Below are 24,100 nucleotides of genomic sequence, written 5' to 3'. Positions count from 1 at the left end.
GTCAGTCCTCACCCTCGACACCAAGTAGCTGAACGTCAGAGACTCTTACCCTCAGTGTGTCTTTTTCATCATTATCTAGTCGAACCCAGCAATAGCCAGGCTCATGATCGATACGATCAGTCTGTAGCATGCCACTACGTTGTGCGCCCTTCACGGTAACGCCTACCACGACCCGAGCCCGGGTGGGCTCCTTTGCCATTACTGGCGCTGGTGTATCAAGTTCGGCGCCAGCAGCCTTTTTAGGCTGGGGTTGCTCAGTATTAGTGGCCGATTTAGGTCTCGGTGGCTTTTCCTGTGCAACATCCCCCTTACCAAGAGAGGAGTCATCTTTCTCGTTAAACTGGGGCGGCATTGCGGGCTGGACATCATCAACAGTGTTCCCCATGCCAGAGTTTCCAGCGGAGGGGGATGAGTCGAATCCGCTCAGTGGTGGCTGGTCATCATTCGTCCCTAGAGCTGGCGCTGGAACCTGAGCCTCCATGGGAACTGTTTCAGGGTCTTCAGCCAGAGTGCCACCCTTTGCCTGTTTCAGCAGCTCACGGCAGGCTTTTCGGCTGATTCCGTCTACTAAGGCCTTTTCGCAAATGCGTTCAGCCTTCTCTGGCGCAATTTGATAAATCTGCCTGAGCGAATTCAGCGATTCGGGGTCAGCCGTGACATCTTCCTCGTATAGCTTCTGTACGCATTCGGGGAGCTTGAGCAGCGATAGGTGCTGCGAGATATAACCACGCGATTTACCTAGACGCTTAGCCACATCGACGGCCTTCCACTTAGCGTCAATGAATTTCTGAATCCCCTTGGCGATTTCCATCGGAGTCAGGTTTTCCCGCTGAATGTTTTCAATCAGCTCGCCGGCTGTTTCGTCCAGCTCCTCCTGGTCCTTTTTGTTGACGATCGCCTCAACCGGCACACCGGCCAGTTTACATGCACGCCAACGGCGCTCACCTTTCTGAATTCGATACTTACCGTTAGCATCCTTAGGAGATACGATGATCGGCTGTTCCTGGCCATGCGACTTAATTGAGTCGGCTAGCTCCTCAATACCGCCGAATTTCTCTCGGACTTGGCCATTTTTCGGCACCACTTCAGCTGTATCCAGCACCAATACTTCCTTGGCGCCTTTAGAGCGGCGTGAGAGGCTTTGCAGGTTGTCTAGTTGTCCTAATGCCATGTCAGCCCACCTTTTCCATGAGTTCTTCGATAACTGCACGGATCTCTTTGCCAGCCTCTCGTGCCGATGTCTTTTTTATGCTCCAAACGGGTACGCCATTGAGGTTGGCCACGTCGAGTTGCCCTCTAACGCCAATCTCAGATTTGTAGACCAGATCCGGCACCGCCTTGCGAAGCTCATCTCGCGTGATCATGTCCTCCTCGAAACCGCGTTTGAGGTTATTGATCACCATCCCGGTGTTTTCCAACTCGGGATTCAGCTCCTCCTGAACGCTTATGATCGTGTTCAGCAGACCCTCTACGCCATCCAGTGCGAAACCACTTACTTGCACCGGACAAATGACATGAGTGGACATAGTGAGTGCAGCTACTAGCTTACGGCCCAAACTAGGGGGGCAGTCGACAAGCACGTAATCGTAATTATCCAGTATGCCGCTAGCCTTCAGGTTTGTGATCGGGTTGACCACACAGTTGAGCGGTAGGGACTCAATCTCAGATAGCTCTGGATCGTTCTTGGTTGTCCAAATCAGATCCATTCCGCGCACGCACTTCATCGGTTTGATTTCATGCATGTTCTCATCGAACAACCGGACTGATGGTGTGCCTGTATAGGTTGCCTCATCGCTCTGGCTCAACCGGCTAGAGGTGTTGCCCTGTGGGTCGAAATCAACTGCTAGTACGCGATAGCCCGCCTCCACGAGGTAGAAGACTGTTTGAAGGCAAATGGTCGATTTTCCGACCCCGCCTTTCTGATTGGAGAAACTGATTATTTTGGTCATGGAGTTCCCGGTAGCCGACCTGGAAAAAGACAGGTTGAGAATGTCCTTGTGCAAACGGCGGCGATCCTTGCCAAGTTACGCATGCGAAACATGATAATCCACATAAACTGATACGGCAAATAGTATAAACCGATCTATCTAGCGCATAAAAAAGGCCTGGACAGAGCCAAGCCAAAGACAGGATATGAGTAGGGTTCAGGCTGCTTTAGATGCCTGAACAGCATCCTCAGGGGTATCCTCTAGCGTAGGGACTGATTCACCCCCCAGTAGGGTTATCAGCTCCTCAGCAACGGCCGCAAGAGCTGGGATGTGAATATGAGCATCCGTATCAAACTTTGATGCTTCATCATCACCCGAGTCAGCCTGCTCAAGCAGTGCGTCATCGAATTTGATCTTCTTTAGGGCTAGATCATCCAGAAGCTGCATCGCCAGCTGGCCTTTCCGAGCAATCGAGAGCGCTGAACAGATGCGGCCACCATCAAGGTGCTGCTGTATCTCGTCGCTATCGAGATCGACCTCTGAAACCTTAATTACACCATCGTCACCAGAAGGGGATTCGAGCTGGCAAGACTCGCCAAGCATCCAGCCTTGAGCACGCTCAGATGGGGTAGCCAGCCAGCGGGTCATCAAAGCTGTGGGTCGATCGCGAGTAGCTAGCGGCGTGACCTTGAGCGACCCCAGCGTGAGACGCAGCAGGTCAAGAGCCTCTTCGGCTTTCTTTCGGCTTGATGCGTCAACGAGAATCCAGTTCCGCTTAATGTCGATAGCCACAAGGAAATGCCCGGTGCGCTTCAGTGCGGTGGGTAGTAGCTCTTCGTAGACTTGCTCTTTGAGTAGCTTTTTCTCCGCTTGACGCAGTGGGCTACCTGAGGCCTTCTCCATTTCAGCCGCCCTCTCCTCCACCAGTTCTTTTACCGCAGCAGCCGGGAGCAAACGCTCCTGCCGGCGAAAGCGAAGAATGAGATATTGAGACTGGAGGGAGTATGTTAATACTTCACCACAAACCGCCGCCCACCCTACCCTTCTGGCCTCAGTGGGAGCACAACCTCGGAAAAGGTGTTTTTGAATGAGGTTGGTCATTTCTTCTGACTCAGGAAATGAGCTATGAGCGCGGTATAACAATGCATTGTTGAACATGATGAGGCCCCTGTGGTTTCATGCCTTTAGGTAGGGGGAAAAATGCCATCTATTAGAAGGTAAGTAAAAGATAACGGTATAACTCCTCCTCCCCTACCCTAGATACCGCTGGCGGACTGATGGCCAGTTACCTGGGATGGCCAAGTGCTTCAACACCCAAAGCCTCTCGCAGAAAGGTGTTAGCTGCCCTCCTCCCCACGTTATCTCTTTGCGGAACAGTGGCTGATTCGGCCGCATTGTGCCAGCACGCCTGGTATGCCGCGAGTACGGGTGAATAATCAACCACACCTCCTTCACGAAGGCAGTGAAGTATGAAGTGTTTATCTTCTTTGGTGAGGGGAAGCTCATTCAGCTGGTCCAGTCGGCTGTCATATCTATTCATATTGTATCTATACCAGACGATGAATTATATCTCTTTAGGCAAGCCCATGCATTCAGTGTTTTCCACTGACGGAGGGGATGTATATTCAGCGATCGTTGCCACCATGGCTGGCGCTCAGGGTTTCTCGAGCTGCATGGCCATAATCCACTACCCCATGAACTGCCTCATCCATACGCCATTGATTACCGTCGCGAGGGGCAAGGCTAACCCTAGCCAAGCCAGGGGGGAGTTTTACGGTGAAGCAATGAAGATGGATGTCTTCCAGGCCTTTCACTTTCTCGAGGTTGATCTCATCAATCTGTTCCGTTTCGACCGCATAGACTGTGTAGCTCCCATCCAAGCCAAGCTGCTCCTTAGCCACAATGGTCAGTATTTCATCGAACATTTTCGGGCCTTCTGCGGCGCCCTTAGCATCAATCATTCTTCACCCTGCGCCCCATAAAAGCCATCATTAGGGCTGTTTAAGCGTTGATCGGTCAGCAAGCAAAGACGACGCCCATCTATCCATAGCTCTCTGAATATGCCCTCGTGGGTATACATACCTACAAGCACATCCAAGGGCTCTTCGTAATAAGTTGATGATGGTGACTGGGTACTATCGGTGATGGGATCTTGTCGGACCTTTAGAACAACAGCGGTTTGCCTGGCTAGTGGCACACTCTTGTTCTTCATGCCCCACTTCCATGAGACGCGATCTCTCGGCGAGAAACGTTCATGCGATCGATCCTCATTAAGAAGATCCAGGGCCAGAGAAATCGTCATCTTCGTGATGGCTGGATCACTTGGATCAATTCGGTTAGCCTCCACCGACTGCTTACGTCGCCCGGTCAGTACCCGCCCCAACGAGGCTAACCAATGTTCGTTGCTTTGCGTCATGCATCTATCCTCGGAGTCTTCCTATTCCTTCCAACAGCTACGGCCACACCTATTAAGGTCCAGGCAGCAAGTAGCGTAAAACCAAAATGAAGAAAAGCCCCGTAGGGAGGGCCTAGTTTGACAGAGAGGAAAAGGGACACGCCAAAAGCGATGAACCACCGCATCCAGTAGTCAACTGACCGGTTAGCGATCCAGCGTGTCTGTTCAAGCGTCAGGGGGCGGTGTAGCCAGCGAAAGGGGTAAACAGTTTTCTCCCGTGTGCCGCGGCCTACCTTGAGCGGTTGACGTGGGAATAGGCGGTTCACGGCGAACTGTGGAAACATTCCTTCAAGCGCTCGCCGCGCAATGTTGGCAGTGCGTTGATCTTGTAGAGACATGGGGTGCCCTCTAGCTGGGCGCCCCGGCTCCCTCTAGGGTAGACAGGGCGCATTTCTTCAAGGTGCGGGAGGTTACAGGTTGCGGATTTCAGCTGCACGAAGGGCGCCGCGGACGATGCGGGCTTCACCGTTTTCATCCTTGTAGATCGTATTCGGTGTGGAGCGGATTCCCAACTGCTGGATCAGGTTGCTGTTCTCGCTCACGATGTTCATAGCTTCGGTACTGGGGGATTCGGAAACACTGCCGCCTCTTTCTATAGTGGCCAGCACTTCAGCGGGGTTCTCCGCGTCAATAATTTGTGCGGCCTGGTGGAGTGAGCCCTCTCCCATGAAGCCCACTGGAATCCAGCGGAATGTCACTTCATCCAAGAGTGCTCTGGACGTTTGATACATCTGCTGGCAGTAACCGCATTGCGTATCGAAGACAACATAGAGAACCTTGTCGCCTGTTCCTTCTTCAACGTAGGCGGCACTTTCCTCAATTTGAGCGAGTGCTGCGGCCTCTTCCTCTTTCTCAAACCCGTTGTCCTGAGCACCTGCTCGATTCGGCATGCTGGCCAGCGGGCTATTCTCCATGTGCTGCTCCATGTGAGCCTGCGTCAGGTTTTCACCACCCTCACCTAGGATCATACCGATAAACGCATGCTTACCGTCCTCAGTGGTATAGATCACATTAGTGTCGTTCTCGACACTAATGACCCAACCATTGATACCGTCCAGCCCGGTATCGAACGTCTTGTCGACTTTGGAGCCTGGAATGCCCAGGTCAGCCACGGCCTTCGGAAGCTCTATGCTAGCGCCGGTATCGTCGTCATTGGCAATGGCTGTCCCAGCGATAAGAGCGGAGGCGACTGCAACAGCGGAGGCGATCAAAGTAAGGTGTTTCATCTATAAGCTCCTTGAGCAAAGTTAAGCGCCAGCGGTACTGGCGAAGTCTTCGCCATGCGAGGCATGGCCACATCAGGTTCTAGTCATCTACTGCTCAGGGCAGCAGCTCTTCAATTCCCGCTTCGCTCTGCGAAGCGGCTCGCTCACGCGCCTGCTGGTTTGCACGGCTGACCAGCTCTCGTGCCTCCTCATAGAGGTTCGAGGCGCTATAAGTGGTGTCTCCATGACGATCAAGATTTGTCTCGATCGTAGGAGCATCTGTTGGCAGGCCTAATCCAGCCAACACGGTGTCTGTGATGTCAGGGATGGTGCCGTCCAAGACGGCTGCTTGTCGGACTATGACCATGGCGCCATTTGCGGCCTCTACGATCGCAGGCCGAACACCCTTGTCTACACGAGCCAATGTGGAAACGGCGGAATCTCGCACCTCGCCGTCCCCTAGCAGCTCACTGGCTGCTGCACGCCGGGCATTAACGTATTTGGCGGTATCGAACGTCACTACGGCTGGTATTCCAGTGCTAGACGAGGCCCATGGGAGGTTTATGGGAATGACCGCTATAGCGAACGCCATCGCACCCAGCACGCCACCGGCTAAGGGCAAGACCCTGGCCAAGGGATGCTGAGATCGGTATCTGGTTATCTGGTCTGTCTCACTCATGTGCCTGCCTATCGTCTACGCATGAAAAAGCCCCAGGAATAAACCAGGGGCTGTGAATAGAACATCAAAATGGAAATTCCACTTTATCGTCTCCATCATCGGCAGCACCAGCGCTACGCGGATCACGGAGGATTCGGCAAGTGTCCACCATGAGGTTTGTGTACACAGTGCCGTTGTCAGCCTTGCGAAAGGACAACTCGCCCTCAACAAAGACCAATTGACCGCGCTTCAGGCGATCTTTCATAACCTCGGCAAAGCGACCACCAAGGATGCAGTTAAGCCACATCGGTTCATCGCCCGATTTCTTGGCCATGTTAATACCGAACCGAACGTAAGTTTTGCCACTGCCGTTGGTCCGTGCTTCAGGTTCGCCAATGTGGCCAATCTGTAGAGTCTGTCCCCACATGTTCATATCTCCTCTCTCTCACATTCCCAACGTAATGGGTCTCGTTGGGTGATAGGGGCGCTACTGACACTAAGGAGCCAGCCAGGACGATTTTTTTATAAAAACATGAAAAAGCCCCCTGACTCAGAAGAGTCGAGGAGGCTTTGAAGGGGTCACCGCGGACGATGACGAATGATTCTTGCCTTGGGTTGGAGATAACTCCAATGCGCCAAGTTAAGAAGAAACTTACTGAAAGCTCTCTTGGTAAAGCTCACCACGAATGCATCGTCGACGCTCTCAATGGCTTTTAGAGTGCTTTCCCGATGCAACTCGCGATCAGGGCGACGTACCTGGATGACAGTTCCATCCTCGACAGAGAATGCAAAACCCTCCAGCTCTCCAAGCGAGAAGACCTCGAATGCCACATTCACATCCGTTCCCAAGTCTGCCATTTGTCGAGGCGTTGGCTGGCGCCAGCGTCGACCGGCCTGCCGGGGCAGTATGAAACGTGAGCCTTGCGCTGAGTCGATAGCAAACGCCACCTGATCATCATTGAGGTCATCAAGTTTCAGGCCGCCGAACTCACGCCCAAAGGCTACGGCATCTTCTTGATTTACAATTAGCTCAATATTCATGTCACTCTCTCCTCTCATTCCTGCCATGCAGGTCTCAAGAGGAGATAGGGCGGGGACTGCCACAAGCGGTCAGCTCAGGTCGGCCTGCGCGGTGTTTCGCATGCGGAACATTTCATCAGCTAAAAAGGCAAGAGAGGGAGTGCGCCAGCATAGAAAAGCCCCTGACCGAAAGGTGCAGGGGCTGTGAATCATGCTGGTCTAATTGAGCAGCGCGTCACGACGGTCTGAGGAATCCCCCGGTACTCGTCGTGCTTTTTAACGCGCCCCTTCAATACAACCCTTTTCTCCTCAAGGGCTTTGCCTGTCTTCCAGACAATGTATCGGCCTTCGAGGTCACAGAAGATGTGCTTCCACATCAGCCCCCATCGCGTATCTGACGAAAAGGACTGCTTGCGCACTACTTCCATCTCTAATTGATCGCCTGGATCGCCAGCATAGCCGAGTGCCATCATTGACTCGCTGTTAATAGCTGACTCCTCATGTCGATCGTAGGCTGTGACAGCCGCCGTCATAACACCGACGCCGCGCTTTAGCCCGACCATATCGAACCGAGCATGATGAATAATCATCGTCTCGAACTCACTATGCTCAGCCTGCAGAGGGAGCACTTGCCGCGCCCAAGCTATAACCGCATCAGCCCGAGCCACGTCTTCACTTTCAAATGCCCTCATCCCCTTGCTGATCATCGGAGCTGAACGGGCCATCTCACCAACGATCTCTGCTGTCGCCAAGTCGCCGGTTTCCTCAGCGCGAGAACGAGACACGAAGCCTCGTTGTCTGATCTGCCGTACCGCCGCTGCCACCAACCATCTCAGCTCAATAACAGCCTCTGGCGGGCGACCACCGCTCAAGCCCACCTCATCGATCTCTTCCATCATATTGATCATAGAGACCAATAGTTGAGCGCGGGCCATCATCGACTCGGCACCCTGGTGACCAACATAGTCCTTGAGGCATGTCTTTCCGACTTCTAGGACCGCACCAGTTGCCATCTCTTCCATCAGAAAGAGATAGCGCCGCTCACGCCGTTTGTTGCAATGGCTGCAGTCTCCCGTGGCATCGCCTGATCTGTAAGGTTCGGGCAATCGGCTATATGCCCACTCCAAGGGGGTGACCCGTGCCGCCTTGTCAGCTGCCATGTCGATTCGCGCCAGCAAGCGATACCCGTCCAACTTCGGGGGTTCGCCACTGATTGAGACTTTGACGGCAGCGATCTTCTCCACCCTAAAGTGCGACAGTCGATCCTCAAGATCCACCGTCTCACGAGTCCAAGGCTTTACAGCCTCCTCGAGGACGCTGATCTCAAAGGGTGCCATGCCAAGCTTTTTGGCCTTGCGGTCGAGCCGTTCTACCTTCTCGCGCAGCGCGGGAAGGTGGCACTTCGGTATCCAGCAGGTGGTCTTATCTGTCTGTGTCGTCATGATCCTTGCTCCTCTCTCATTCCTGCGTAATTGCAGGTCTCAAGAGGAGGTAGGGGAGTTACTGACCAGCTAAGTGTTTCGCACGCGAAACAAAGAGGACGCATGCATCGCCACATTGGCAGCTTCACGCAGCGCTATTCGCCCTGTGACGTGAAAGAGTGAGCAACTGCTGTAACCGAGAGGCCTGCCGATGCATCCGCTTGGCTGTAGAAAAATTGTCCCATCCCGACTGGAAGCTACCCTCACGATTCAGCTCCTCAATACGAGCTGCCGTTTCGGTCCATTGGCCAGGGGGAATAGTGTCTTCGAGCTAGCCCCCCGTTCGTACAGGTCAATGACTACCCCATCACTATTGCAGATACGCATGTTTAAAGGTCTGAACAACCCCTCATATACGTCTTCGGCTTCACGCCATACCTGATAACACGCAGCAAAACCTGACTCAGCCAGCTCACGAAGTTTGTAATACTCAGTGTATGGAGGCACAACCACAGATCGTGAGGAATCCGTCTCATAGAAGGCGAGTCCTGGCGCGTGATCGTACATGTCCATCTTCACTTCACCCTCAATGGTGATCGAGGCGCCAGTCGCGGGCAGCACATTGGTGCCGAACGTTTTATCAAAATAGCTGGCGCAACTGGCAGCGATACTTTTCTGTAGCTCTCGAAGAAATAAGCGGTCTTCATGCGTTAGGGCAGACATAACGGCCTCCATGTGGCACTGGTGTGATGCAGTATCGAGTGATGCAGTGGGCCTTCATGAAGAGAGCGCGGACGCGGTAAAGGCCTCAGGATGTGATAGGGGGTTTCGTGTCAAGTGGTATAGAACGGCTCGCGCCAGCATGAAAAAGCCCCATGCTGAGAACAGCAGAGGGGGCTTGAATAACTATGCGAGCACTACGGCATCATCCAGGTGGCGGGCCTGAAGCCTTACCAAACCGGACGAGCCCTCAGGCCTGAAAACATTACGTTTACGAGGCAAATCTACCTTGGTGAACGTGTCGCACTCCAGGCCTCCAACGAACCGTACTGTGTACGGGAGTTTTATGCGATCGCCATCTTTCAGGCGCACACGCTGCTTCTTCGACTCAACATGCTTTAGGCATCTCTCGCGCCATTCGCTGGCATACTCCAGGCTGAGCCCTGCAACTACCCCTAGCCGCTCAAGCTCCCCAAGAGGGGATAGCAGCTTGAGAATGGACGCAGGGCACTGTGACAAGACTGGCCCCATCGTTTCATCCATCGACTTGTAGCAAAACTCACCCTGCGAACAGCTAGTCTTCACGACCGCCGCTATCGTGTACTCAATTGGCGCTTGCTCCGGGGCCTCTACTGCCCGCTGGATCTTGATCGCAGCGTAGTAGGTAGAGCCCACGAAGCTCGACTTCAGCACTTCGATAGAACCATCCTGGTTGGTGTATTCCTCGTCCAGGTAGGCTTTACGGTCAGACGGCTTTGGTATGCACAATGTACCCATGATCTTGCTCCTCTCTCATTCCTGCGGAATTGCAGGTCTCAACAAGGGGTAGGGGAGGAGCTGACAGAAAATGTTACGCATGCGAAACAGAGCGGCTGGCGCCTTTTGCAGAGCCAGCCGCAAAAGCATGGCCCATGCTTCCCGGGCGTCTAAAATAGAAAACCCCCAGGCAGCACAAGGCTGACTAGGGGCTTAGAAAGAGGAGTGATAACTGCGCGATCGCGTCAGTCCTCCTCGGGTAGCATGATCGTTATCACCGGCTTAGGGGTATCCCCAGGACCTATAGTCATAACAACATGTTTTGGCACAACGATAGAGCCGGTTTCGGATTGCTCAATCACATCAACGATGAAGTCGATATATCTCTCGTTGCGCTCTCTCGCAGCAGCCTCAAGGGCGACAAGCAATACATCGCCTAACCGCTTATCCTCTTGCTGCTGCATCTCATGAGGGCTTCTACCGTCATGCCACGCCACCAAAGCCTCCCAGGCTGCAGCAGTCATGGCAACAGGCACCTTGAAACCCATCATGTTGCCGGCGGCGTGCTCAGCACGTTCGCTGACATCTACCAAATTGCCATCTTCGATGGCATCCGCACGGGAATAGCTATGGATCATGTCAGTTTCATCAAACATGAGCTGTAGCCCCCTGTTGGCGTGACGCCAAAAAAGCAGCCATTGGGATGGGTGTAACCTCAGGCCCAGTCGGCAACTTCCAGGCGCTCTCACGTCTAACAACGCGAGCCAGTCGATCAGCAGCAAAGCATAGCCCCCAGCGTTCATTAGAACGCTCAGACAAGCCGCTTGGTTCGTGCGTAACCTCCCACATCCAGTCAGAATCCACATCCACACATGAGCGGACTTTGAACACCTGCTCGCTTATTCGCACCCTCCGGCTCAGACCTTCAACGCCTAAGTATTCACCGAAGTTACCGCCGCGACGGCTGTAGATGATCGTTTCCAAACGCTCGCCAAATGTTTCCATTGGGATTCTCTCTCTTCTCTCTCTCACATTCCTGCAAAGCAGGTCTCAAGAAGAGATAGGGGCCTTGCTGACGTTGAAAAGTATGGTATTGGTAGCCCCCTACCTGTTTCGCATGCGAAACAATCAATTCAGGAGATGCCTATGGTCGGTAAAGCAACAGCCCAGGACAGCACTACTGAGGGAGCGCCCAGAGAGAATCTGCGTGTTATCCAGGTTCGCCACCGAGAGACACCCAACAGCGAGACCCCAGACGCGATTTTGATGATCCAGCGGATAGAACAAATTGTTGGCCAGGGCGCTCGACTCACGCTTAGAGTCAAACGGATCGATACCCAGCGGCCTCCTGAGGGAAATGAACTCGAATGGTCAGCTGCATATTCGCCTTCAAGCTCAACAGATAGGGAGCGGGTCAGACTCACTCACGGTGAATGCAGAGGTCCCGCAGATATTCAAATGATTCTTAACGGTTTACGCGGGTTTCGTATCGGCACCTACCTGATGGCAGAGATCGTCACTTGGGCCAGGCAGTGGCCGTTGGCAGAGGTAATGAAGATCGAGCTGTCGTGGCAAGATGAAAAGCCAGGCGCACACGATGGAAATAACAAGGTTAGGCGTGATCGGTTCTATGAGCAGTTCGGTATTGAATTCATCCCTAGTGAAACCGAATCGCAGATAACCGCTCGATCAAAATACATGCTTGCTGAAAACCTGACGACTGACGATGCCGAGCGTGCCTGGCGATTGAATATCCAAAAGGTGAATGCGAGTGACTGGCTAGTTGATCAGCAGCGAAAGCTGGAAGAACAGGAAGGGCAGATAGCGAAGCTCAAGCGAAAGGCTGCAAGCCTGCAGACCACGAAAGACCGCATTGAAGCCCATCCATACCGCTATGCAGTGTGTCGTTTTCTTACCAATCCTCTGGCGTTGGGCTGCCTTGCACTGGTGGCTGTGGCCTTTTCCCTCGCCAAGGAAGTGGTTAGCTGAACCATCCGCCAGCCTCTGGTAACCGGAAATAAAAAAGCTCTTCGCGAAGGAAGAGCTTGTTGAATGTGAGATCAATGTCTCTTGTTCTGACGAGAATGACAATCGCCAGAATTCAGCTAACTGCTGCTGCCGTCCTGATGGTGATGATGCTTGCTGCGTTCAATTTGAACGAACGTGAATAAACACACGGCCGCCATAAAGACTGCAAAAGCTGTAACTAACCATCCAAAAGGGCTCATAAATTCAATCCTTTTCTGCACTGTTGCGCTCAATTCTTACAAGAAACGCAATACCTGTTACCCAAATGATAGCACCTACGAAAAACATGGCAACTGATGCACCAAGAGTGATTTTCTCGCTAGGAGCGAAGAAACCCAGAACTCCGGCACCCATAGCGCCAAGACCGAGTTTTCGTACATCGTCTGTCAGTGCCTGCAGGCTGTCCGGCCCCAGCAGAGGCTGGCCATCCTGCATCCTTCGTCGTACCGTGGCGACCCATTGTTGAAACTTTACGCTCATGATCCTACTCCTCTCATTCCTGCTGGATTACAGGTCTCAAGAGGAGATAGGGGGGCAGGGTGACACTCAGGTTCGTAAATAGGGTGCACAGCGAATTTTCCGTGAACGATAGCTATCACGCGGGCGACTCGACTAGCGCGGTTCCGCCTGCCGATGCCAATGTCCGGCTCGTTGCGTCGTTCTTGACCAGCGTCAGGTGAGACTGGTCTGCGTCAGCAGTTCATCGAGCAGGCCGTTCAGAGTGCGCCGAAGGTAGATCAACAGACCCTTCTCCTTGGCCACCACCGTTACCTTGGCGAAGAGATTAGAGGCGGCGGGGAAAGGCGTTCGCACTACGGGGCCCATGACCAGTTTCACCCCCCCACAGCAGGCCGAGGCCGCACACATCGCCGATCCAGCGATAGCATAGACCTACCGTCCTTAACATGCAGAACGGCAGATGCAAAAGCAGTGGCCTAGCGAAAGACCACACTGGCGATTAGGGCAATGCCAATTAAGAAAAGCACCATAATGCCGATAGTTTGCCGGGTACTGGGCCTGTTGAGCCTCGTAAACCACTGTTGAACCCGAGACCTCATTACCTGGGCTCAAGATAAAAACCAGAATGTCACTCCGAGATAGAGCCGAGGGTGACCGTACCGAGACAGGGGTGGAGAGACATAACATGCTGGCGATCACGTTACTGGGCCGCTGGCTCCGCCATGCATGCTGGGCTACACCAGCAGCTATGTAGCATGTAATTGATTTTTTTCACATCTCGCGCCCCGGAGTTCGCCATCTACCGCCAGCGAACCCAGTTCACTCACCCGACAGCGGGAGGCTTGGCCGCGCCTTCATACATGAACGTCATGGTCTTGGGACGACCGAGATAGCCTGTAGCCAGATCCTGGAGTACAAAGCCGGCATTGAGAAGCAACACATCTGTCTGCCGATCCAGATGGCAGCCACCGGCGCAACGCTTCCAATACGGAGTCAGCCGTTGCTGCCAGCTGGCAACGCGGGTTTCTGGCGCGAGTCCATGCTCGACAAAAATCAATTGTCCCCCGGGCTTGAGCACCCTTCGCGCCTGGGCTAGAGCCGCTTCTATGTCCGGAATCGTGCAGAGTGTCCAAGTACTCAGGACCGTGTCTATGCTGTCATCAGGTAGTATTATCTGCTCTGCGCCCATTTGCAGCACTTCCACCTTGAAAGGGGCTTTGTTAATACGCTTTTGCGCAAGCTTTAAAAGGCCACCATCCGGCTCCACTGCATAGTACTTCTCTATAAGCTCAGGGTTGTAATAAGGTAGGTTAACTCCAGATCCAAATCCAAGTTCTAAGACACTCCCCCGAGCTTTGGCCACGGTACGTTGACGATATTTCTTAAGCATCCCCGCTCCCATCGTCAGGTTGATCAGATGCGGCAGTATGTGGCGGCTATAAAAACCCATGGCACTTCCTCCACATTCGATAGGGATAAAACTCATATCATTGTGTTGTAAGCCTATAGCACCCCCGCTAAGCCAGCTTGTGCCCTTTGTTGCCCTCCATCTCTGGGGCACTACAACGCGCTCTTTCCCGTCCTAGGTGTTGAACTTTCCGGCAATGTCTACTGCTACGACTATTGCGCCCAAGACCCATCGGGCAAGAAGAAGGAGTGATGCTCGTCATGTCTTTCTCCTTTTTGGCGCGGGCGTGACCGGGCCTATGGGCAAGGAGATGGTCGGTAAATCACTTCCCAGCTTGGTTAGGGATCCAGCTGCGCTGAGACCGTGCGGTGATCTGGAGTACCTCCTTCATGCGCAGCGTCGAGAATAGGCCCGAGGCGAACGTCAAAGCCACCACCACTCACAACGCCGCAGCCAGTCCCAGTGTATCCGCTACCACCCCTGCGATAATAGCGCCTAAGAAATAGCCAAGATCACGCCAGAGGCGATAGATGCCAACCGAGGATCACCACGCTGGATGCACGACATCACCGATGACGACGAACAGGGTAGGATAAACCATCGCTTTACCTATCCCAATAGGAACGCGCCCGTCGCAAATCCCGAAAACCCTACGGAGACAGCAAACACCACAATGACCACTGCTGGCAGACGATGAGCCCCTGACGCCCCACCCGGTCTGACCAGGCACCGGTAAAGAGCTTACCGATGCTCCAGACGGCGGGGTATATCGCTGTCAGAATACCAATCTTTTCTAAGGCGATAAGCCTGACCGAGGGCTATCCGCAGTGGAAAGCCGCCGGACATCCGGTGCAGATTGAAATGCAGGAGAAACCGACACTACAGGGAGAAGAACTGACGATGGGCGAAATGGTGGCTTGCGGCGGATTGATGATGTGGTGGGATGGACCTGCTCTGTCTGCTTGTAATCCTGCTCCTCGTGCTTGGGGTTGCCGCACTCGTATAGTACTTGTTCTTTAGCAACAGGCAATGAGTGGCTGCGGATGTCCCGCGCCTCAGTTGGAATAACATGGCACTCGTATATGCCGGCTATCTGCCCTTGTGTGAACTTGGGAAGCAAATGGTTGTACTCACTGAGAGCCCTCAGTATCCTCACCGCTTTTAAGGTCTCGCTTATTTTTTAAATAGATACTTAACGAGAGCCCCAATACCGAGCACAAGCAGTATTAGGACAAGAAGCCCTATCAGCCCCATCCCCCACATCATTGCATCACCGTTCATCATTCCATCCATCATTGTTTCTCTCCCTTTCTATCTCATTTACAGTAATGGTTACGTTAAGCACACCTCGCTTAGCTTTTCCTGCCGATAACGCCACGCCTTGAATTTCATCCTGACTTGGATTCGCTTTTTGTCGATTTGCACGAGCTATCTTCTTACCCTTTCCTCGTGGGCTGATTGTTACAAAGTCAGTACTTCAGTCCCTGTACAGCACCTATAGCGCATACTCCTCGAGCTCGTTGAGCCCGAATTCCACGCTGCAGAAGGGTAAATGGACAAAAATCACGCTAGATATCTAATGGTCACAGTTGGCAGAAGTCAGCACTGTTTCTCCTAGGAAGACCCCAGCCAATCTAAGCTTTGCGACGTTTGCTTCAGTGCATGCTCGATATCTCCTCCCGGTCCAGTTCGTTGGGCCGACGGAAACCTGCGTAGGAATGCTTAGGAAATCAGTCATGTTTAGTCGAGCCGCATACCCAGACTGGCGGTTGATTGTGTCAGCCGTGTTGGCTGCGATCCGTGAAGCCATGGATGGCAAAGTATTTGTCGAGCATGCCCTTGTAGCTACGCACGCACCCAAAGCCCGCCGTACACGGCCATGATCAGCTATAACAAGCCTCCTTACCAATGGGGATTTTTGCCATTGCAAGTATCGTCAGCTTGGCCCTGCATGATCTAGCACAGGTCGGCAAACTTCATCCTCATCAGGATTTCTATCGCATCATTATAGTCCACGAAGCCCTGAAATGGGTCAATCCAGCGAAACAGAGTAGGTGTTTCTCCTTGAAGGCTGCCGCGATAAATGATTTGTGCGGTTTGGTTGCTGATGCTAGACATTATGTTTTTTTGTTCTAACCTAGTAACGTTTTTACCAACAACCGAGGATGCCATGCAAACGTTTCGACACTCGCCAGGCAAGCCAGATGTTGTCGGCTTCTACGACATGCGGACCTCTAGCGTGCAGTACGTTGTTAGCGATCCTGTGACTCGGCGCTGCGCAATCATCGACCCAGTCCTAGATTTCGATGAAAAGTCCGGCGCTATCGCAACGCACCATGCGAATGAATTGCTGGGCTACGTTGCCAGCCAAGGGCTGAAGGTCGAATGGATTCTGGATACCCATCCGCACGCGGACCATTTTTCGGCAGCACAGTATCTAAAGGAAAAGACAGGAGCACCAACGGCTATAGGAGCTTACGTTACACAAGTGCAAGCGCTATGGAAGGATATATACAACTGGCCCGACTTTCCGGATGACGGCCGCCAGTGGGATCACCTTTTTGTAGAGGGCGATACTTTCCACGTGGGCGAGATAGAAGGCCGGATTATGTTCTCGCCCGGCCATACCAAGGCGTCGATCACCTACGTCATCGGCGATGCGGCGTTCGTGCACGACACGCTGTTTCAGCCGGATGGTGGTACGGCCCGTGCCGATTTCCCCGGGGGCAATGCTCACAAACTGTGGGATTCCATTCAGGCCATCCTGGCACTGCCGGACGACACTCGGCTCTTTACTGGTCACGACTACATGCCCGGCGATCGCGAGCCAGAGTGGGAAAGCACGGTGAGAGTCCAGCGCGAAACCAATATTCATCTCCGAGACAGCCCGACAGCGGACAGCTTCATCGCCTTGCGTAACGAGCGTGACGCCAAGCTGCCCATGCCTAAACTGATCCTGCACGCCTTGCAAGTCAATATCCGGGGCGGCGACCTGCCAGAGCCAGAGGATAATGGTCGTCGTTACCTAAAGATTCCCCTCGATGCTCTACCGGGGGCCGCCTGGGATGAGGCGCGCTCCTAAAGCGACCAAGGAGGTAACCTATGGATATCAAACCGCTCGATGATCGTCTTTATGTGACAGCACAACCTCGCCTCGACGAACTTGAACAGCTCGCCGAGCAAGGGTTCCGCACCATTATCTCCAATCGCCCGCGTGGGGAAAGTGATGACCAGCCGGATCCCGATGCTCTCAAGGCTAAGGCAGAATCACTGGGTATGGTCTGGCATGAAGTTCCCGTCAAGCCCGGCAAGTATTCCCAGCAGGACATTGCCGCCTTTGCCGATGCCCTGGAGTTATCGCCGACTCCCGTGATCGGTTTCTGCCGGACCGGCACACGGGTCGCTCATCTCTGGGCCTATTCACAGGTCTCGCATCGTCCGATTTCGGAACTCGTCGGTGCTGCCAAGTCGGCCGGCTATGACCTAGAGCCGCTTCGCGAGAGCCTCGAAAACCAGGCCAATGACAACTAATAGCGCTGACCGGCATGGCCAGTTTGCGCCGCTATTTCCCCATCGCTCAGTGGCTGCCAGGCCGTCAACTTGATCGATGCCTCGGCACTGGATAGTTTGCAGTCGATCAACCCGCGTTTGAGTGATGCGGGGTTACAACTGCACCTTTGCGAGGTCAAGGGGCCAGAGATGAACCGCCTGCTGAAGACAGCATTCCTACGCAATTTCAGCGGTAATGTCTTCCTGAACACGTTCGATGCTTGACATGCCTTGCACGCTCATTCTTCTGCAGAGCTGAGCGATCCCGACAATGACGATGCTTCGACACGGCTTGTCCGGCATATTTCAAATACCTGACATAGAGGAGACACAACGTGGACATAGCGGCAAGTCTTTCCGGTTTGATCGGCGGTGTGCTGATCGGCCTGGCAGCTGTATGGCTGATGGCAACGCTGGGTCGTATTTCCGGCGTCAGCGGAATCCTCTCCGGACTATTGCTGGAGCAACCCGCAGGAGATTCGGCTTGGCGCCTGGCCTTCCTACTGGGTCTGTTCAGCGGCCCACTCATCCTTATTTTACTGGGAGGTGGGCTAGGTAATGTCTCCGGCGCACCGGATGAGGTCATCGGTCAGCCGGCGGGAGATATCGGGCTGATGCTGCTGGCAGGTCTATTGGTCGGCGTCGGGACAAAAGTCGGCAGCGGCTGTACTAGTGGTCACGGCGTCAGCGGTCTGGCCCAGGGCATGGACCTGTCCGCCAGCGTCGCGCCCTTTATCCTGCGCGGCGTGCCCCTGGCGGGGATCGACAGCGTGATGCGCGCCTACGCGGATCGCGTCGAGTCCTGGCGGCGTCTGGGGCAGCTGCTGGTTCCCGAGCAGCTCGATGCTATCACCAGCTCCATCGCCCTCGACGACGCCATCGAGGCGGTCGATGATCTGCTCGCCGGCCGCATTCGCGGACGCGTAGTAGTGACCATGGCTCTATAAATCCGAATAATAGGTACGTTTTCTTTACGTAGAAAATTTAACGTAATTTATTTACGCAAAATTGCCCCTCCAGGAAGTCCTGGTGTCATTTTCAGAAGACGGCTGCACCAGCGCATCGAGCGGACCGCCCGGTGTGCAGTGGTCTTCTGAAAGAATTGTTTCAGCAATCGCCTTCACCAACCTCGACTATGCTCAGTCCTCCTAAGCACCATGGGCGGGTCGAGGCATGGCATCAGATACATCACCAATTGCAGAGCAAGGCGTGACCATCCTGTCCGACCTGAGCACAGGCCCAGTTCCGAACGTCCATCATCGGAGCCTTGGTGACACTTGAATTGGGGCATGAGGCCGCCGCACGCATCAAGGTCAGCAAGACGGCCCTCTACGCCGTTTTGAAGGCCAGCCAGCCCGACACGCCAGTGGGCCTTGGGCGGGGCAACGGGCAACGGGCAACGGGCAACGGGCAACTACAATGCTCGACCATGCACCACGATAGTGCATGGCCGGACACAGGGATGACTCCCTGGCGCCTGATGGGGCATGCCCCGAGACCGAGACGCTCTCGTTCCAGGACGCCGTTGGGGAAGGCGAGGGCGGGGCCATCAGGGCAATGATGTCGGCCACCGAGGTCGGACGGCTGAAGAGGAAGCCCTGGCCGTGGGTGCAGCCGGTATCGCGCACGAACGCTTCCTGCTCGGGGGTGTCGATCCCCTCGGCGATGGTCTTCATGCCACAGTGGTTGGCCATGAAGACGATGGTCTTGACCAGCGAGGCGTTCAGCGAGGAGGCTTTCGGGCCGGACACGAACGACTTGTCGATCTTGACCGTTTCCAGGGGATAGCGGCCCAGGTCGCCAAGGCCGTAATACCCCGTGCCGAAGTCATCCAGCACCAGGCGGTATCCTCGCTTCGCCAGGTCGAGCAGTACACGGTGCTAGTTGTCACTTTCCAAGATCAACAGGCTCTCGGTGATCTCGAGCTTGATGCTGGAAGACTCCACGCCGTGTTTTTCCAGCAGCTGTTTCAGTTTGAACGGAAACGTCAGGTCGCGCAGCTGCTTGGCCGAGATATTGATCGAGACCGTGATATTCCGGCCCGTTTCTTCCGCCACGGGAATGAATTCGGCCGGCAACACCTCCCCCAGTTCCTTGTGGCGCCACCGGAGCAGTGCTTCCATGCCGGTGATCTCACGGCTCACCAGAGAATAGATAGGCTGATAGCGCAGGTACAGCTCTTCATGGGTCAGGCAATGAGCCAACAGACCCTTCAGCCTTGCATGTTACTGCGAGCGCTCCTCCATCGTTGCATCATAGAAGCAGAACAGGTTTGTGCCCCTCGACTTGGCTTGGTACATGGCGATATCGGCATAGCGGAACACATCGGAGAGATCCTGAGTGTCGTCGGGAATCATCGCGATCCCGATACTCGCCCCGACCAGCATGTGCTTGCCGCCCACCTCAACGGGGCCCGCCAGCAGGGCATGAATCTTGTCGACGACCCGTGACACATCTTCCTCAGAGGCGACGTCGGTCAGCAACAGACAGAATTCATCACCACCGAAGCGTGCCACATCGTCCTCGGTGCGCACGAGCTTCGCCATGGATTTGGCCACCCAGCACAGCAGCTCATCGCCGGCGGTATGGCCCAGGGTGTCGTTGACGGCCTTGAAACCGTCCAGGTCAACGTAGAGGACTCCGGCCTTCAGCTTATGGCGGATGCAGCGCGCCAACTCGTGGTTCAGGTGCTCTATAAACAGCGACCGGTTCGCCAATCCGGTGAGAAAATCGTAGTTCGCCTGACGAAAAAGCAGTTCCCGACTGGTGCTCAATTCCATGAGGTGACCATGGGCCAGCCTGCCATAGGCTCGCAGCCGTCGATAGAAAAGAGGCTGCCCGCGAGGATCAGTAGCACGCCTCCAATCACCCAGGGTAGGAGCTGTGTGAGGAGGCTCTGGCCAGGATGCTCCGGACGCCATTGAAGGGTGCCCAGCGGCTCGCCGCTCGGTGTTGCCAGGGGGAGGGACGCCAGTTGGCCTGTCTCCCGAGGGGGAGCTGCCGCTGCAGGCAGCAGACGCAGGGCCTCGATCTGAAAATCACGACGCCAAGCGCCCAGAATGGCCTCGTCGATGTAGTTGACCAGGATCAGATAGCCATGCGCCTGATCGGTGGCATACGGGGTCGGGTCGTAGGCCACATACGGCGACACGGCGACCAGGGCAGGCGCTCCCTGGATATCCAGGATGTCAGATGCGGGCTCGGGGTCGGCGAAATCGGTGTCGATGGCCTCGGCCATGAGCTGCTTGAACTCGGCGGTCAGCAGGCCCTCGGGCAGCGCCTCCAGTTCCGTACCCTTGTGTACGCCGTGGAACAGTGTCGCCTCGCGATCCAGACTCACTACCCAGTCGGTACCGTACTGGTTCTGCAGATAACCGCTGACGTTTTCCATGGCCCAGTCGGTGTCTCGCTGGTAGATTACCAGCTCGACGGCCTCGTTCCACCAGCTATAATCTCGGCTGCGGTTGGCCAGTTCTTCGAGCTCGAGATCGAGCAGTCGCTGCACCTGCTCCCGCGACTTCGCTTCGGCATAGCGATCGAGCGACTGCGACGACAGGATCACCACCCCGAAGACCCCGGCCACGGCGATCAAGATCGTGACCAGGCTGATTAAGAGACCGCGCCCCAGGGCTCTCATAAGCCGTTCACTGGACTCGATGGAGGCCAATTCGTCCTGAGGGGCGCTATCCCCGCGTTCTTGTCCGGCGTGCACTTACACGTTGTCCATGTCGAAGCCTTAAGAAGAGTATCCGCGTGCTCTTTCGCCAAAGAGCCTTCGTCGCCCGTCGCTTGTCGCGCTTGTGCGAACAGACTGTGATATAGCTCATAACTTATCTGTAAGGAAGTTACACTGAAAGCGTATTTTATTCACCCGTAATCGGCCACCACTCCCTTTAACGCTGGATAGAGAAGCACTGCTGGAGGCACCGCGGCTGCCGGCAGTCAGGGCAGCGAGCGATGGTGACGGAACGATGAACCCGCCATATTCATCAGCGCGTCGAACGCGTGTGTTGAGCCCATTGATTGCCTGTCGTTGTCAGAAGGTGGTTGTACCCATACATTGGGCGGTTCGCCCGGTGTGCAGCGGACTTGTGAACGAGCCGTGTCAAACGATCCTCGAATTGGTTCAGCATGGCGGCGCACAATGCAGCCTGTCCGAGAAACGATCATTAGGCGGCCAATCCGGACATTGTCCGACAACAGCTTGTTTGATGTATTTTGGGACAATAAGATAAACGGACGGATTAGCGGACAAAAGGGGCAGTCAATGGCGCTGATTGGCTATGCGCGGGTCCCGACGGCAGAGCAGAACACCGCCTTGTAGACCGATGCGCTTCGCAAGGCGGAGTGCGAGCGAATCTTTGATGACACCGTCTCCGGGGCCAAGGAAGAACGACCCGGCCTAACAGCCGCGCTGGGGTTCCTGCGCGACGGGGATGTGCTGGTTGTGTGGCGACTGGATCGACTGGGACGCTCACTGCCGCATCTGATCGAAGTGGTCAGCACTCTGGACGCGCGTGGCGTCGGATTCCGGTCGCTGACCGAAAGCATCGATACCACCACGCCGGGTGGGCGGCTGATCTTCCACGTGTTCGGCGCCTTGGGGCAGTTCGAGCGTGATCTGATCCGTGATCGCACCAAGGCGGGGCTGGCCGCTGCCGCCGCCCGTGGGCGCAAAGGAGAATGCAAGCCCGTTGTCACCGACGACAAGCTGAAGCGGGCAAGGGAGCACCTCGCCAATGGGCTGAGCATCCGCGAGGCCGCCGCACGCATCAAGGTCAGCAAGACGGCCCTTTACGCCGCTTTGGAGGCCAGCCAGTCCGAAGCCCCAGACCACAGTGCAACCGACTTCAGACACGCAGTGCGATCGTCTTCTGAAAATAACACCTGGAGGGGCAAGCTTCATGTGTAAAGAAAACTGGACTGCTCTGTGTTCTCCGGACACTTCTAGCCTAATAGTGATGCTTTATATCGACTTTATGATCAAAGATGGCAGAAAATCAGCCGATATGTGTAAGCATAATAGTATTAAACTTGGAGCATTTAAGGATAGGCCAGTAAGAACTTGGACTGGCTGCAGTCCCCTGAACCCAATTGATACTGATTTTTAAGAAGGCACCACCGAGCTAGCAACTTATTCCACTTAGCGCTGTTCATAGCTTTTCTCATTATTCGAGCTTTCAAAAAGCATGACTGACCGGATGGATCAAGCGGTTTTGAAAATGCCTCCCTCAGCAGACAGCCTGGGGAAGCGTGAAATCAACAGTCTGGGCGAACTACAAGCCCGTATAACCCATGCTTAACGGGCAGGTTCTCCGTTTGCCATCAATTGATAGCCTTACTGTGGCAGAGTAGGATCAGTCCCAAGTAAGGAACCTTACCTGCGCTTTCTGCCGCTCGATCCCGAACTCCGCTGGCTCGACATCTGCAAAGGGCTGCCCCTCCATCGCTAGCCAGTAGCAACGTAGATCAGCATCGCCTCGGACAATCAGCACATCATCATGATTTTGCATCCTTCTCTTCTCATTCCCGTATGACAGGTCTCGAAGAGAGGTAGGGGCGGTGTGACGTGAAATGAAGGCGTCGGTGTAGACTACGAGGTTTACACCCCGTGGATTGGCCAACGACGGGAACAGTATGCCGCTAGCACCAGCCTCCAAGGCTAGGTCAGCGAGCAACCAGCTGGGCGGTTCAACGCGATCATTAAACAAAATTCTACGCCAGTCACAACCCATTTCCTGCCAGAGAGAGTCCCAGTCAGCCGTGTACCCATGGCTGAAGTCCACTACTGTGGCCAACGCTACCGTGTAGCTCACAATAAGACCGGGTGGCATCAGGGTCGAGAGCTGCCGGCACTCCTCAAGCGCGGTCAGCTCTTCCAGAGCAAGGTAGAGTGCGGGAACCCCGATACGATTGAGGCGACCGCCATGCTGGGCGGCGCCTGCGCCACTTGTGGGGGGCGATGGCCCAGCGGGGGACATGGACACGATAGGCTGGTTGATCTGCCAGGCTGGTAAGGATCATCCAGCCGCGCCTGCGTGAAGTGATTGAACATAGTTCAATAGATCCTCAGCTCGTCCCTCGCTGACCAACTGCTCTGGTGTCCTGAAATTGAATGCGCTGATCGGTTCATTACGAAACCAGAACGCGGCATCCTGAAAATTACCATTTATGTCAGCCGCTGCTCCCATGACTCGCACCGCATCCCGTAAGTAAGTCTGCAGCTTCTCAGCCCCCTGGGCGCGGTTTACAGTAACGCGGTGGACATGCGCCCGCGAGGCCAGCGTCTGTACATCCATGCCCAGGGCAAGGCAGAACATCCTCGGGCTGATGATTGGGCTCTTGGTTTGCCGTGCCCGAGCTTTCAAGTCAGCGAGGAATTGATTGAAAGTGTCGGGAGCAACGTAATCGGACGGCTCGATGATTGCTTCAACGCTCATAGCCTATTTTCCCTGCAAAAATGCAGCGATGTTGCTACATAAATGCATCATAT

General features: G+C 54.7%; 29 protein-coding genes and 2 pseudogenes. 7 read left to right on the top strand and 24 right to left on the bottom strand.

The genetic code is table 11. From position 1 onward, the window contains the following. Nucleotide 1: 1 nt before the first annotated feature. The 14 genes from RZA33_RS10345 to RZA33_RS10280 form a co-directional block, all read right to left on the bottom strand. Nucleotides 2-1,171 carry a ParB/RepB/Spo0J family partition protein gene (locus RZA33_RS10345; protein ID WP_113270575.1) on the bottom strand — a complete coding sequence of 390 codons (1,170 nt, stop codon included), beginning with the start codon at nt 1,169-1,171 and terminating at the stop codon, nt 2-4. Between the two features lies 1 nt (nt 1,172). After that, complete coding sequence (locus RZA33_RS10340) at nt 1,173-1,949, bottom strand: ParA family protein (protein ID WP_035557937.1); 777 nt, start codon at nt 1,947-1,949, stop codon at nt 1,173-1,175. 195 nt (nt 1,950-2,144) lie between these two features. After that, nucleotides 2,145-3,086 (bottom strand): recombination-associated protein RdgC, encoded by a 942-nt coding sequence (locus tag RZA33_RS10335; protein ID WP_317507696.1) that lies wholly within the window; start codon nt 3,084-3,086, stop codon nt 2,145-2,147. A 467-nt stretch (nt 3,087-3,553) separates the two neighbouring features. Further along, entirely contained in the window at nt 3,554-3,889 is a 336-nt protein-coding gene (locus tag RZA33_RS10330; RefSeq protein ID WP_317507695.1) for a hypothetical protein, read from the bottom strand. Beyond that, nucleotides 3,886-4,344: a hypothetical protein gene (locus RZA33_RS10325; protein WP_317507694.1), complete on the bottom strand. Its 459-nt coding sequence runs from the start codon at nt 4,342-4,344 to the stop codon at nt 3,886-3,888. Before RZA33_RS10325 ends, RZA33_RS10330 begins: the two co-directional genes overlap by 4 nt. Before the next feature lie 449 nt (nt 4,345-4,793). Continuing rightward, on the bottom strand, nt 4,794-5,609 hold the full coding sequence (locus tag RZA33_RS10320) for a DsbC family protein (RefSeq protein WP_008958309.1): 816 nt from the start codon (nt 5,607-5,609) through the stop codon (nt 4,794-4,796). A 94-nt stretch (nt 5,610-5,703) separates the two neighbouring features. Next, nucleotides 5,704-6,108, bottom strand: a complete 405-nt coding sequence (locus RZA33_RS10315; RefSeq protein ID WP_317507693.1) for a hypothetical protein — start codon at nt 6,106-6,108, stop codon at nt 5,704-5,706. Between the two features lie 223 nt (nt 6,109-6,331). Further along, nucleotides 6,332-6,673: a single-stranded DNA-binding protein gene (locus RZA33_RS10310; protein ID WP_008958311.1), complete on the bottom strand. Its 342-nt coding sequence runs from the start codon at nt 6,671-6,673 to the stop codon at nt 6,332-6,334. Between the two features lie 152 nt (nt 6,674-6,825). Further along, nucleotides 6,826-7,287 (bottom strand): hypothetical protein, encoded by a 462-nt coding sequence (locus tag RZA33_RS10305; RefSeq protein ID WP_008958312.1) that lies wholly within the window; start codon nt 7,285-7,287, stop codon nt 6,826-6,828. A 188-nt stretch (nt 7,288-7,475) separates the two neighbouring features. Then, a complete protein-coding gene (locus tag RZA33_RS10300) occupies nt 7,476-8,708 on the bottom strand; it encodes a hypothetical protein (RefSeq protein ID WP_008958313.1) in 1,233 nt (410 codons plus the stop codon). A gap of 249 nt (nt 8,709-8,957) precedes the next feature. After that, the gene (locus tag RZA33_RS10295) at nt 8,958-9,410 is read right to left on the bottom strand and encodes a hypothetical protein (RefSeq protein ID WP_317507692.1); all 453 of its coding nucleotides are present in this window, start codon (nt 9,408-9,410) and stop codon (nt 8,958-8,960) included. A gap of 183 nt (nt 9,411-9,593) precedes the next feature. Further along, complete coding sequence (locus tag RZA33_RS10290; RefSeq protein ID WP_317507691.1) at nt 9,594-10,184, bottom strand: DUF6927 domain-containing protein; 591 nt, start codon at nt 10,182-10,184, stop codon at nt 9,594-9,596. 224 nt (nt 10,185-10,408) lie between these two features. After that, nucleotides 10,409-10,819 carry a DUF6573 family protein gene (locus RZA33_RS10285; RefSeq protein ID WP_035557880.1) on the bottom strand — a complete coding sequence of 137 codons (411 nt, stop codon included), beginning with the start codon at nt 10,817-10,819 and terminating at the stop codon, nt 10,409-10,411. Next, the gene (locus RZA33_RS10280) at nt 10,812-11,168 is read right to left on the bottom strand and encodes a hypothetical protein (protein ID WP_035557876.1); all 357 of its coding nucleotides are present in this window, start codon (nt 11,166-11,168) and stop codon (nt 10,812-10,814) included. The genes RZA33_RS10285 and RZA33_RS10280 overlap by 8 nt, the downstream gene beginning before the upstream one ends. A 141-nt stretch (nt 11,169-11,309) precedes the next feature. On the opposite strand from RZA33_RS10280, the gene RZA33_RS10275 reads away from it, so the two are divergent. Next, nucleotides 11,310-12,152 carry a hypothetical protein gene (locus RZA33_RS10275; RefSeq protein ID WP_083024693.1) on the top strand — a complete coding sequence of 281 codons (843 nt, stop codon included), beginning with the start codon at nt 11,310-11,312 and terminating at the stop codon, nt 12,150-12,152. A gap of 243 nt (nt 12,153-12,395) precedes the next feature. Here RZA33_RS10275 and RZA33_RS10270 read toward each other — a convergent pair whose 3' ends face one another. The 3 genes from RZA33_RS10270 to RZA33_RS10260 form a co-directional block, all read right to left on the bottom strand. After that, the gene (locus tag RZA33_RS10270; RefSeq protein ID WP_035557873.1) at nt 12,396-12,671 is read right to left on the bottom strand and encodes a hypothetical protein; all 276 of its coding nucleotides are present in this window, start codon (nt 12,669-12,671) and stop codon (nt 12,396-12,398) included. Nucleotides 12,672-12,863: 192 nt separating this feature from the next. Then, a complete protein-coding gene (locus tag RZA33_RS10265) occupies nt 12,864-13,016 on the bottom strand; it encodes a hypothetical protein (protein ID WP_157826462.1) in 153 nt (50 codons plus the stop codon). A 457-nt stretch (nt 13,017-13,473) separates the two neighbouring features. Beyond that, entirely contained in the window at nt 13,474-14,100 is a 627-nt protein-coding gene (locus tag RZA33_RS10260) for a class I SAM-dependent methyltransferase (RefSeq protein ID WP_035557867.1), read from the bottom strand. A gap of 705 nt (nt 14,101-14,805) precedes the next feature. Between RZA33_RS10260 and RZA33_RS10255 the strand changes: the two genes are divergently transcribed. After that, complete coding sequence (locus tag RZA33_RS10255) at nt 14,806-15,078, top strand: hypothetical protein (protein WP_035557864.1); 273 nt, start codon at nt 14,806-14,808, stop codon at nt 15,076-15,078. A gap of 153 nt (nt 15,079-15,231) precedes the next feature. Here RZA33_RS10255 and RZA33_RS10250 read toward each other — a convergent pair whose 3' ends face one another. Further along, nucleotides 15,232-15,354, bottom strand: a complete 123-nt coding sequence (locus tag RZA33_RS10250; protein WP_268762340.1) for a hypothetical protein — start codon at nt 15,352-15,354, stop codon at nt 15,232-15,234. 874 nt (nt 15,355-16,228) lie between these two features. Between RZA33_RS10250 and RZA33_RS10245 the strand changes: the two genes are divergently transcribed. From RZA33_RS10245 to RZA33_RS10230, 4 genes and pseudogenes are all read left to right on the top strand, one after another. After that, nucleotides 16,229-17,140 carry an MBL fold metallo-hydrolase gene (locus RZA33_RS10245; RefSeq protein WP_035558003.1) on the top strand — a complete coding sequence of 304 codons (912 nt, stop codon included), beginning with the start codon at nt 16,229-16,231 and terminating at the stop codon, nt 17,138-17,140. Between the two features lie 20 nt (nt 17,141-17,160). Further along, a complete protein-coding gene (locus RZA33_RS10240; RefSeq protein ID WP_035557861.1) occupies nt 17,161-17,589 on the top strand; it encodes a TIGR01244 family sulfur transferase in 429 nt (142 codons plus the stop codon). 69 nt (nt 17,590-17,658) lie between these two features. Further along, on the top strand, nt 17,659-17,832 hold the full coding sequence (locus RZA33_RS10235) for a hypothetical protein (RefSeq protein WP_176304696.1): 174 nt from the start codon (nt 17,659-17,661) through the stop codon (nt 17,830-17,832). Nucleotides 17,833-17,942: 110 nt separating this feature from the next. Continuing rightward, a pseudogene (locus RZA33_RS10230) lies at nt 17,943-18,308 on the top strand (YeeE/YedE family protein); the annotation flags it as partial. Between the two features lie 612 nt (nt 18,309-18,920). Here the strand turns inward: RZA33_RS10230 and RZA33_RS10225 are convergent. Genes RZA33_RS10225 through RZA33_RS10210 form a run of 4 tightly spaced genes read right to left on the bottom strand, consistent with a single transcriptional unit; the run spans nt 18,921 to nt 21,244 of the window. Then, nucleotides 18,921-19,469 carry an EAL domain-containing protein gene (locus RZA33_RS10225; RefSeq protein ID WP_317507718.1) on the bottom strand — a complete coding sequence of 183 codons (549 nt, stop codon included), beginning with the start codon at nt 19,467-19,469 and terminating at the stop codon, nt 18,921-18,923. An 18-nt stretch (nt 19,470-19,487) separates the two neighbouring features. Beyond that, nucleotides 19,488-19,811 carry an EAL domain-containing protein gene (locus RZA33_RS10220; RefSeq protein WP_101145389.1) on the bottom strand — a complete coding sequence of 108 codons (324 nt, stop codon included), beginning with the start codon at nt 19,809-19,811 and terminating at the stop codon, nt 19,488-19,490. Between the two features lie 21 nt (nt 19,812-19,832). Next, nucleotides 19,833-20,387: a GGDEF domain-containing protein gene (locus tag RZA33_RS10215; protein WP_317507690.1), complete on the bottom strand. Its 555-nt coding sequence runs from the start codon at nt 20,385-20,387 to the stop codon at nt 19,833-19,835. After that, nucleotides 20,378-21,244, bottom strand: coding sequence for a CHASE4 domain-containing protein (locus RZA33_RS10210; RefSeq protein WP_322976205.1), 867 nt, complete (start codon nt 21,242-21,244; stop codon nt 20,378-20,380). The genes RZA33_RS10215 and RZA33_RS10210 overlap by 10 nt, the downstream gene beginning before the upstream one ends. 630 nt (nt 21,245-21,874) lie before the next feature. Here RZA33_RS10210 and RZA33_RS10205 point away from each other — a divergent pair. Then, nucleotides 21,875-22,519, top strand: a pseudogene (locus RZA33_RS10205) (recombinase family protein). A 445-nt stretch (nt 22,520-22,964) separates the two neighbouring features. Here RZA33_RS10205 and RZA33_RS10200 read toward each other — a convergent pair. Then, nucleotides 22,965-23,588, bottom strand: a complete 624-nt coding sequence (locus tag RZA33_RS10200; protein ID WP_232774555.1) for an RES family NAD+ phosphorylase — start codon at nt 23,586-23,588, stop codon at nt 22,965-22,967. A 39-nt stretch (nt 23,589-23,627) separates the two neighbouring features. Continuing rightward, nucleotides 23,628-24,047, bottom strand: a complete 420-nt coding sequence (locus RZA33_RS10195; RefSeq protein WP_035557849.1) for a hypothetical protein — start codon at nt 24,045-24,047, stop codon at nt 23,628-23,630. Nucleotides 24,048-24,100 lie beyond the last annotated feature (53 nt).

The organism is Halovibrio sp. HP20-59 (genome assembly GCF_033052795.2).
In the GTDB taxonomy this organism is placed as follows: domain Bacteria; phylum Pseudomonadota; class Gammaproteobacteria; order Pseudomonadales; family Halomonadaceae; genus Vreelandella.
Note: the sequence above shows the minus strand (reverse complement) of the source record. Positions and strands in the feature narration are given on the sequence as shown.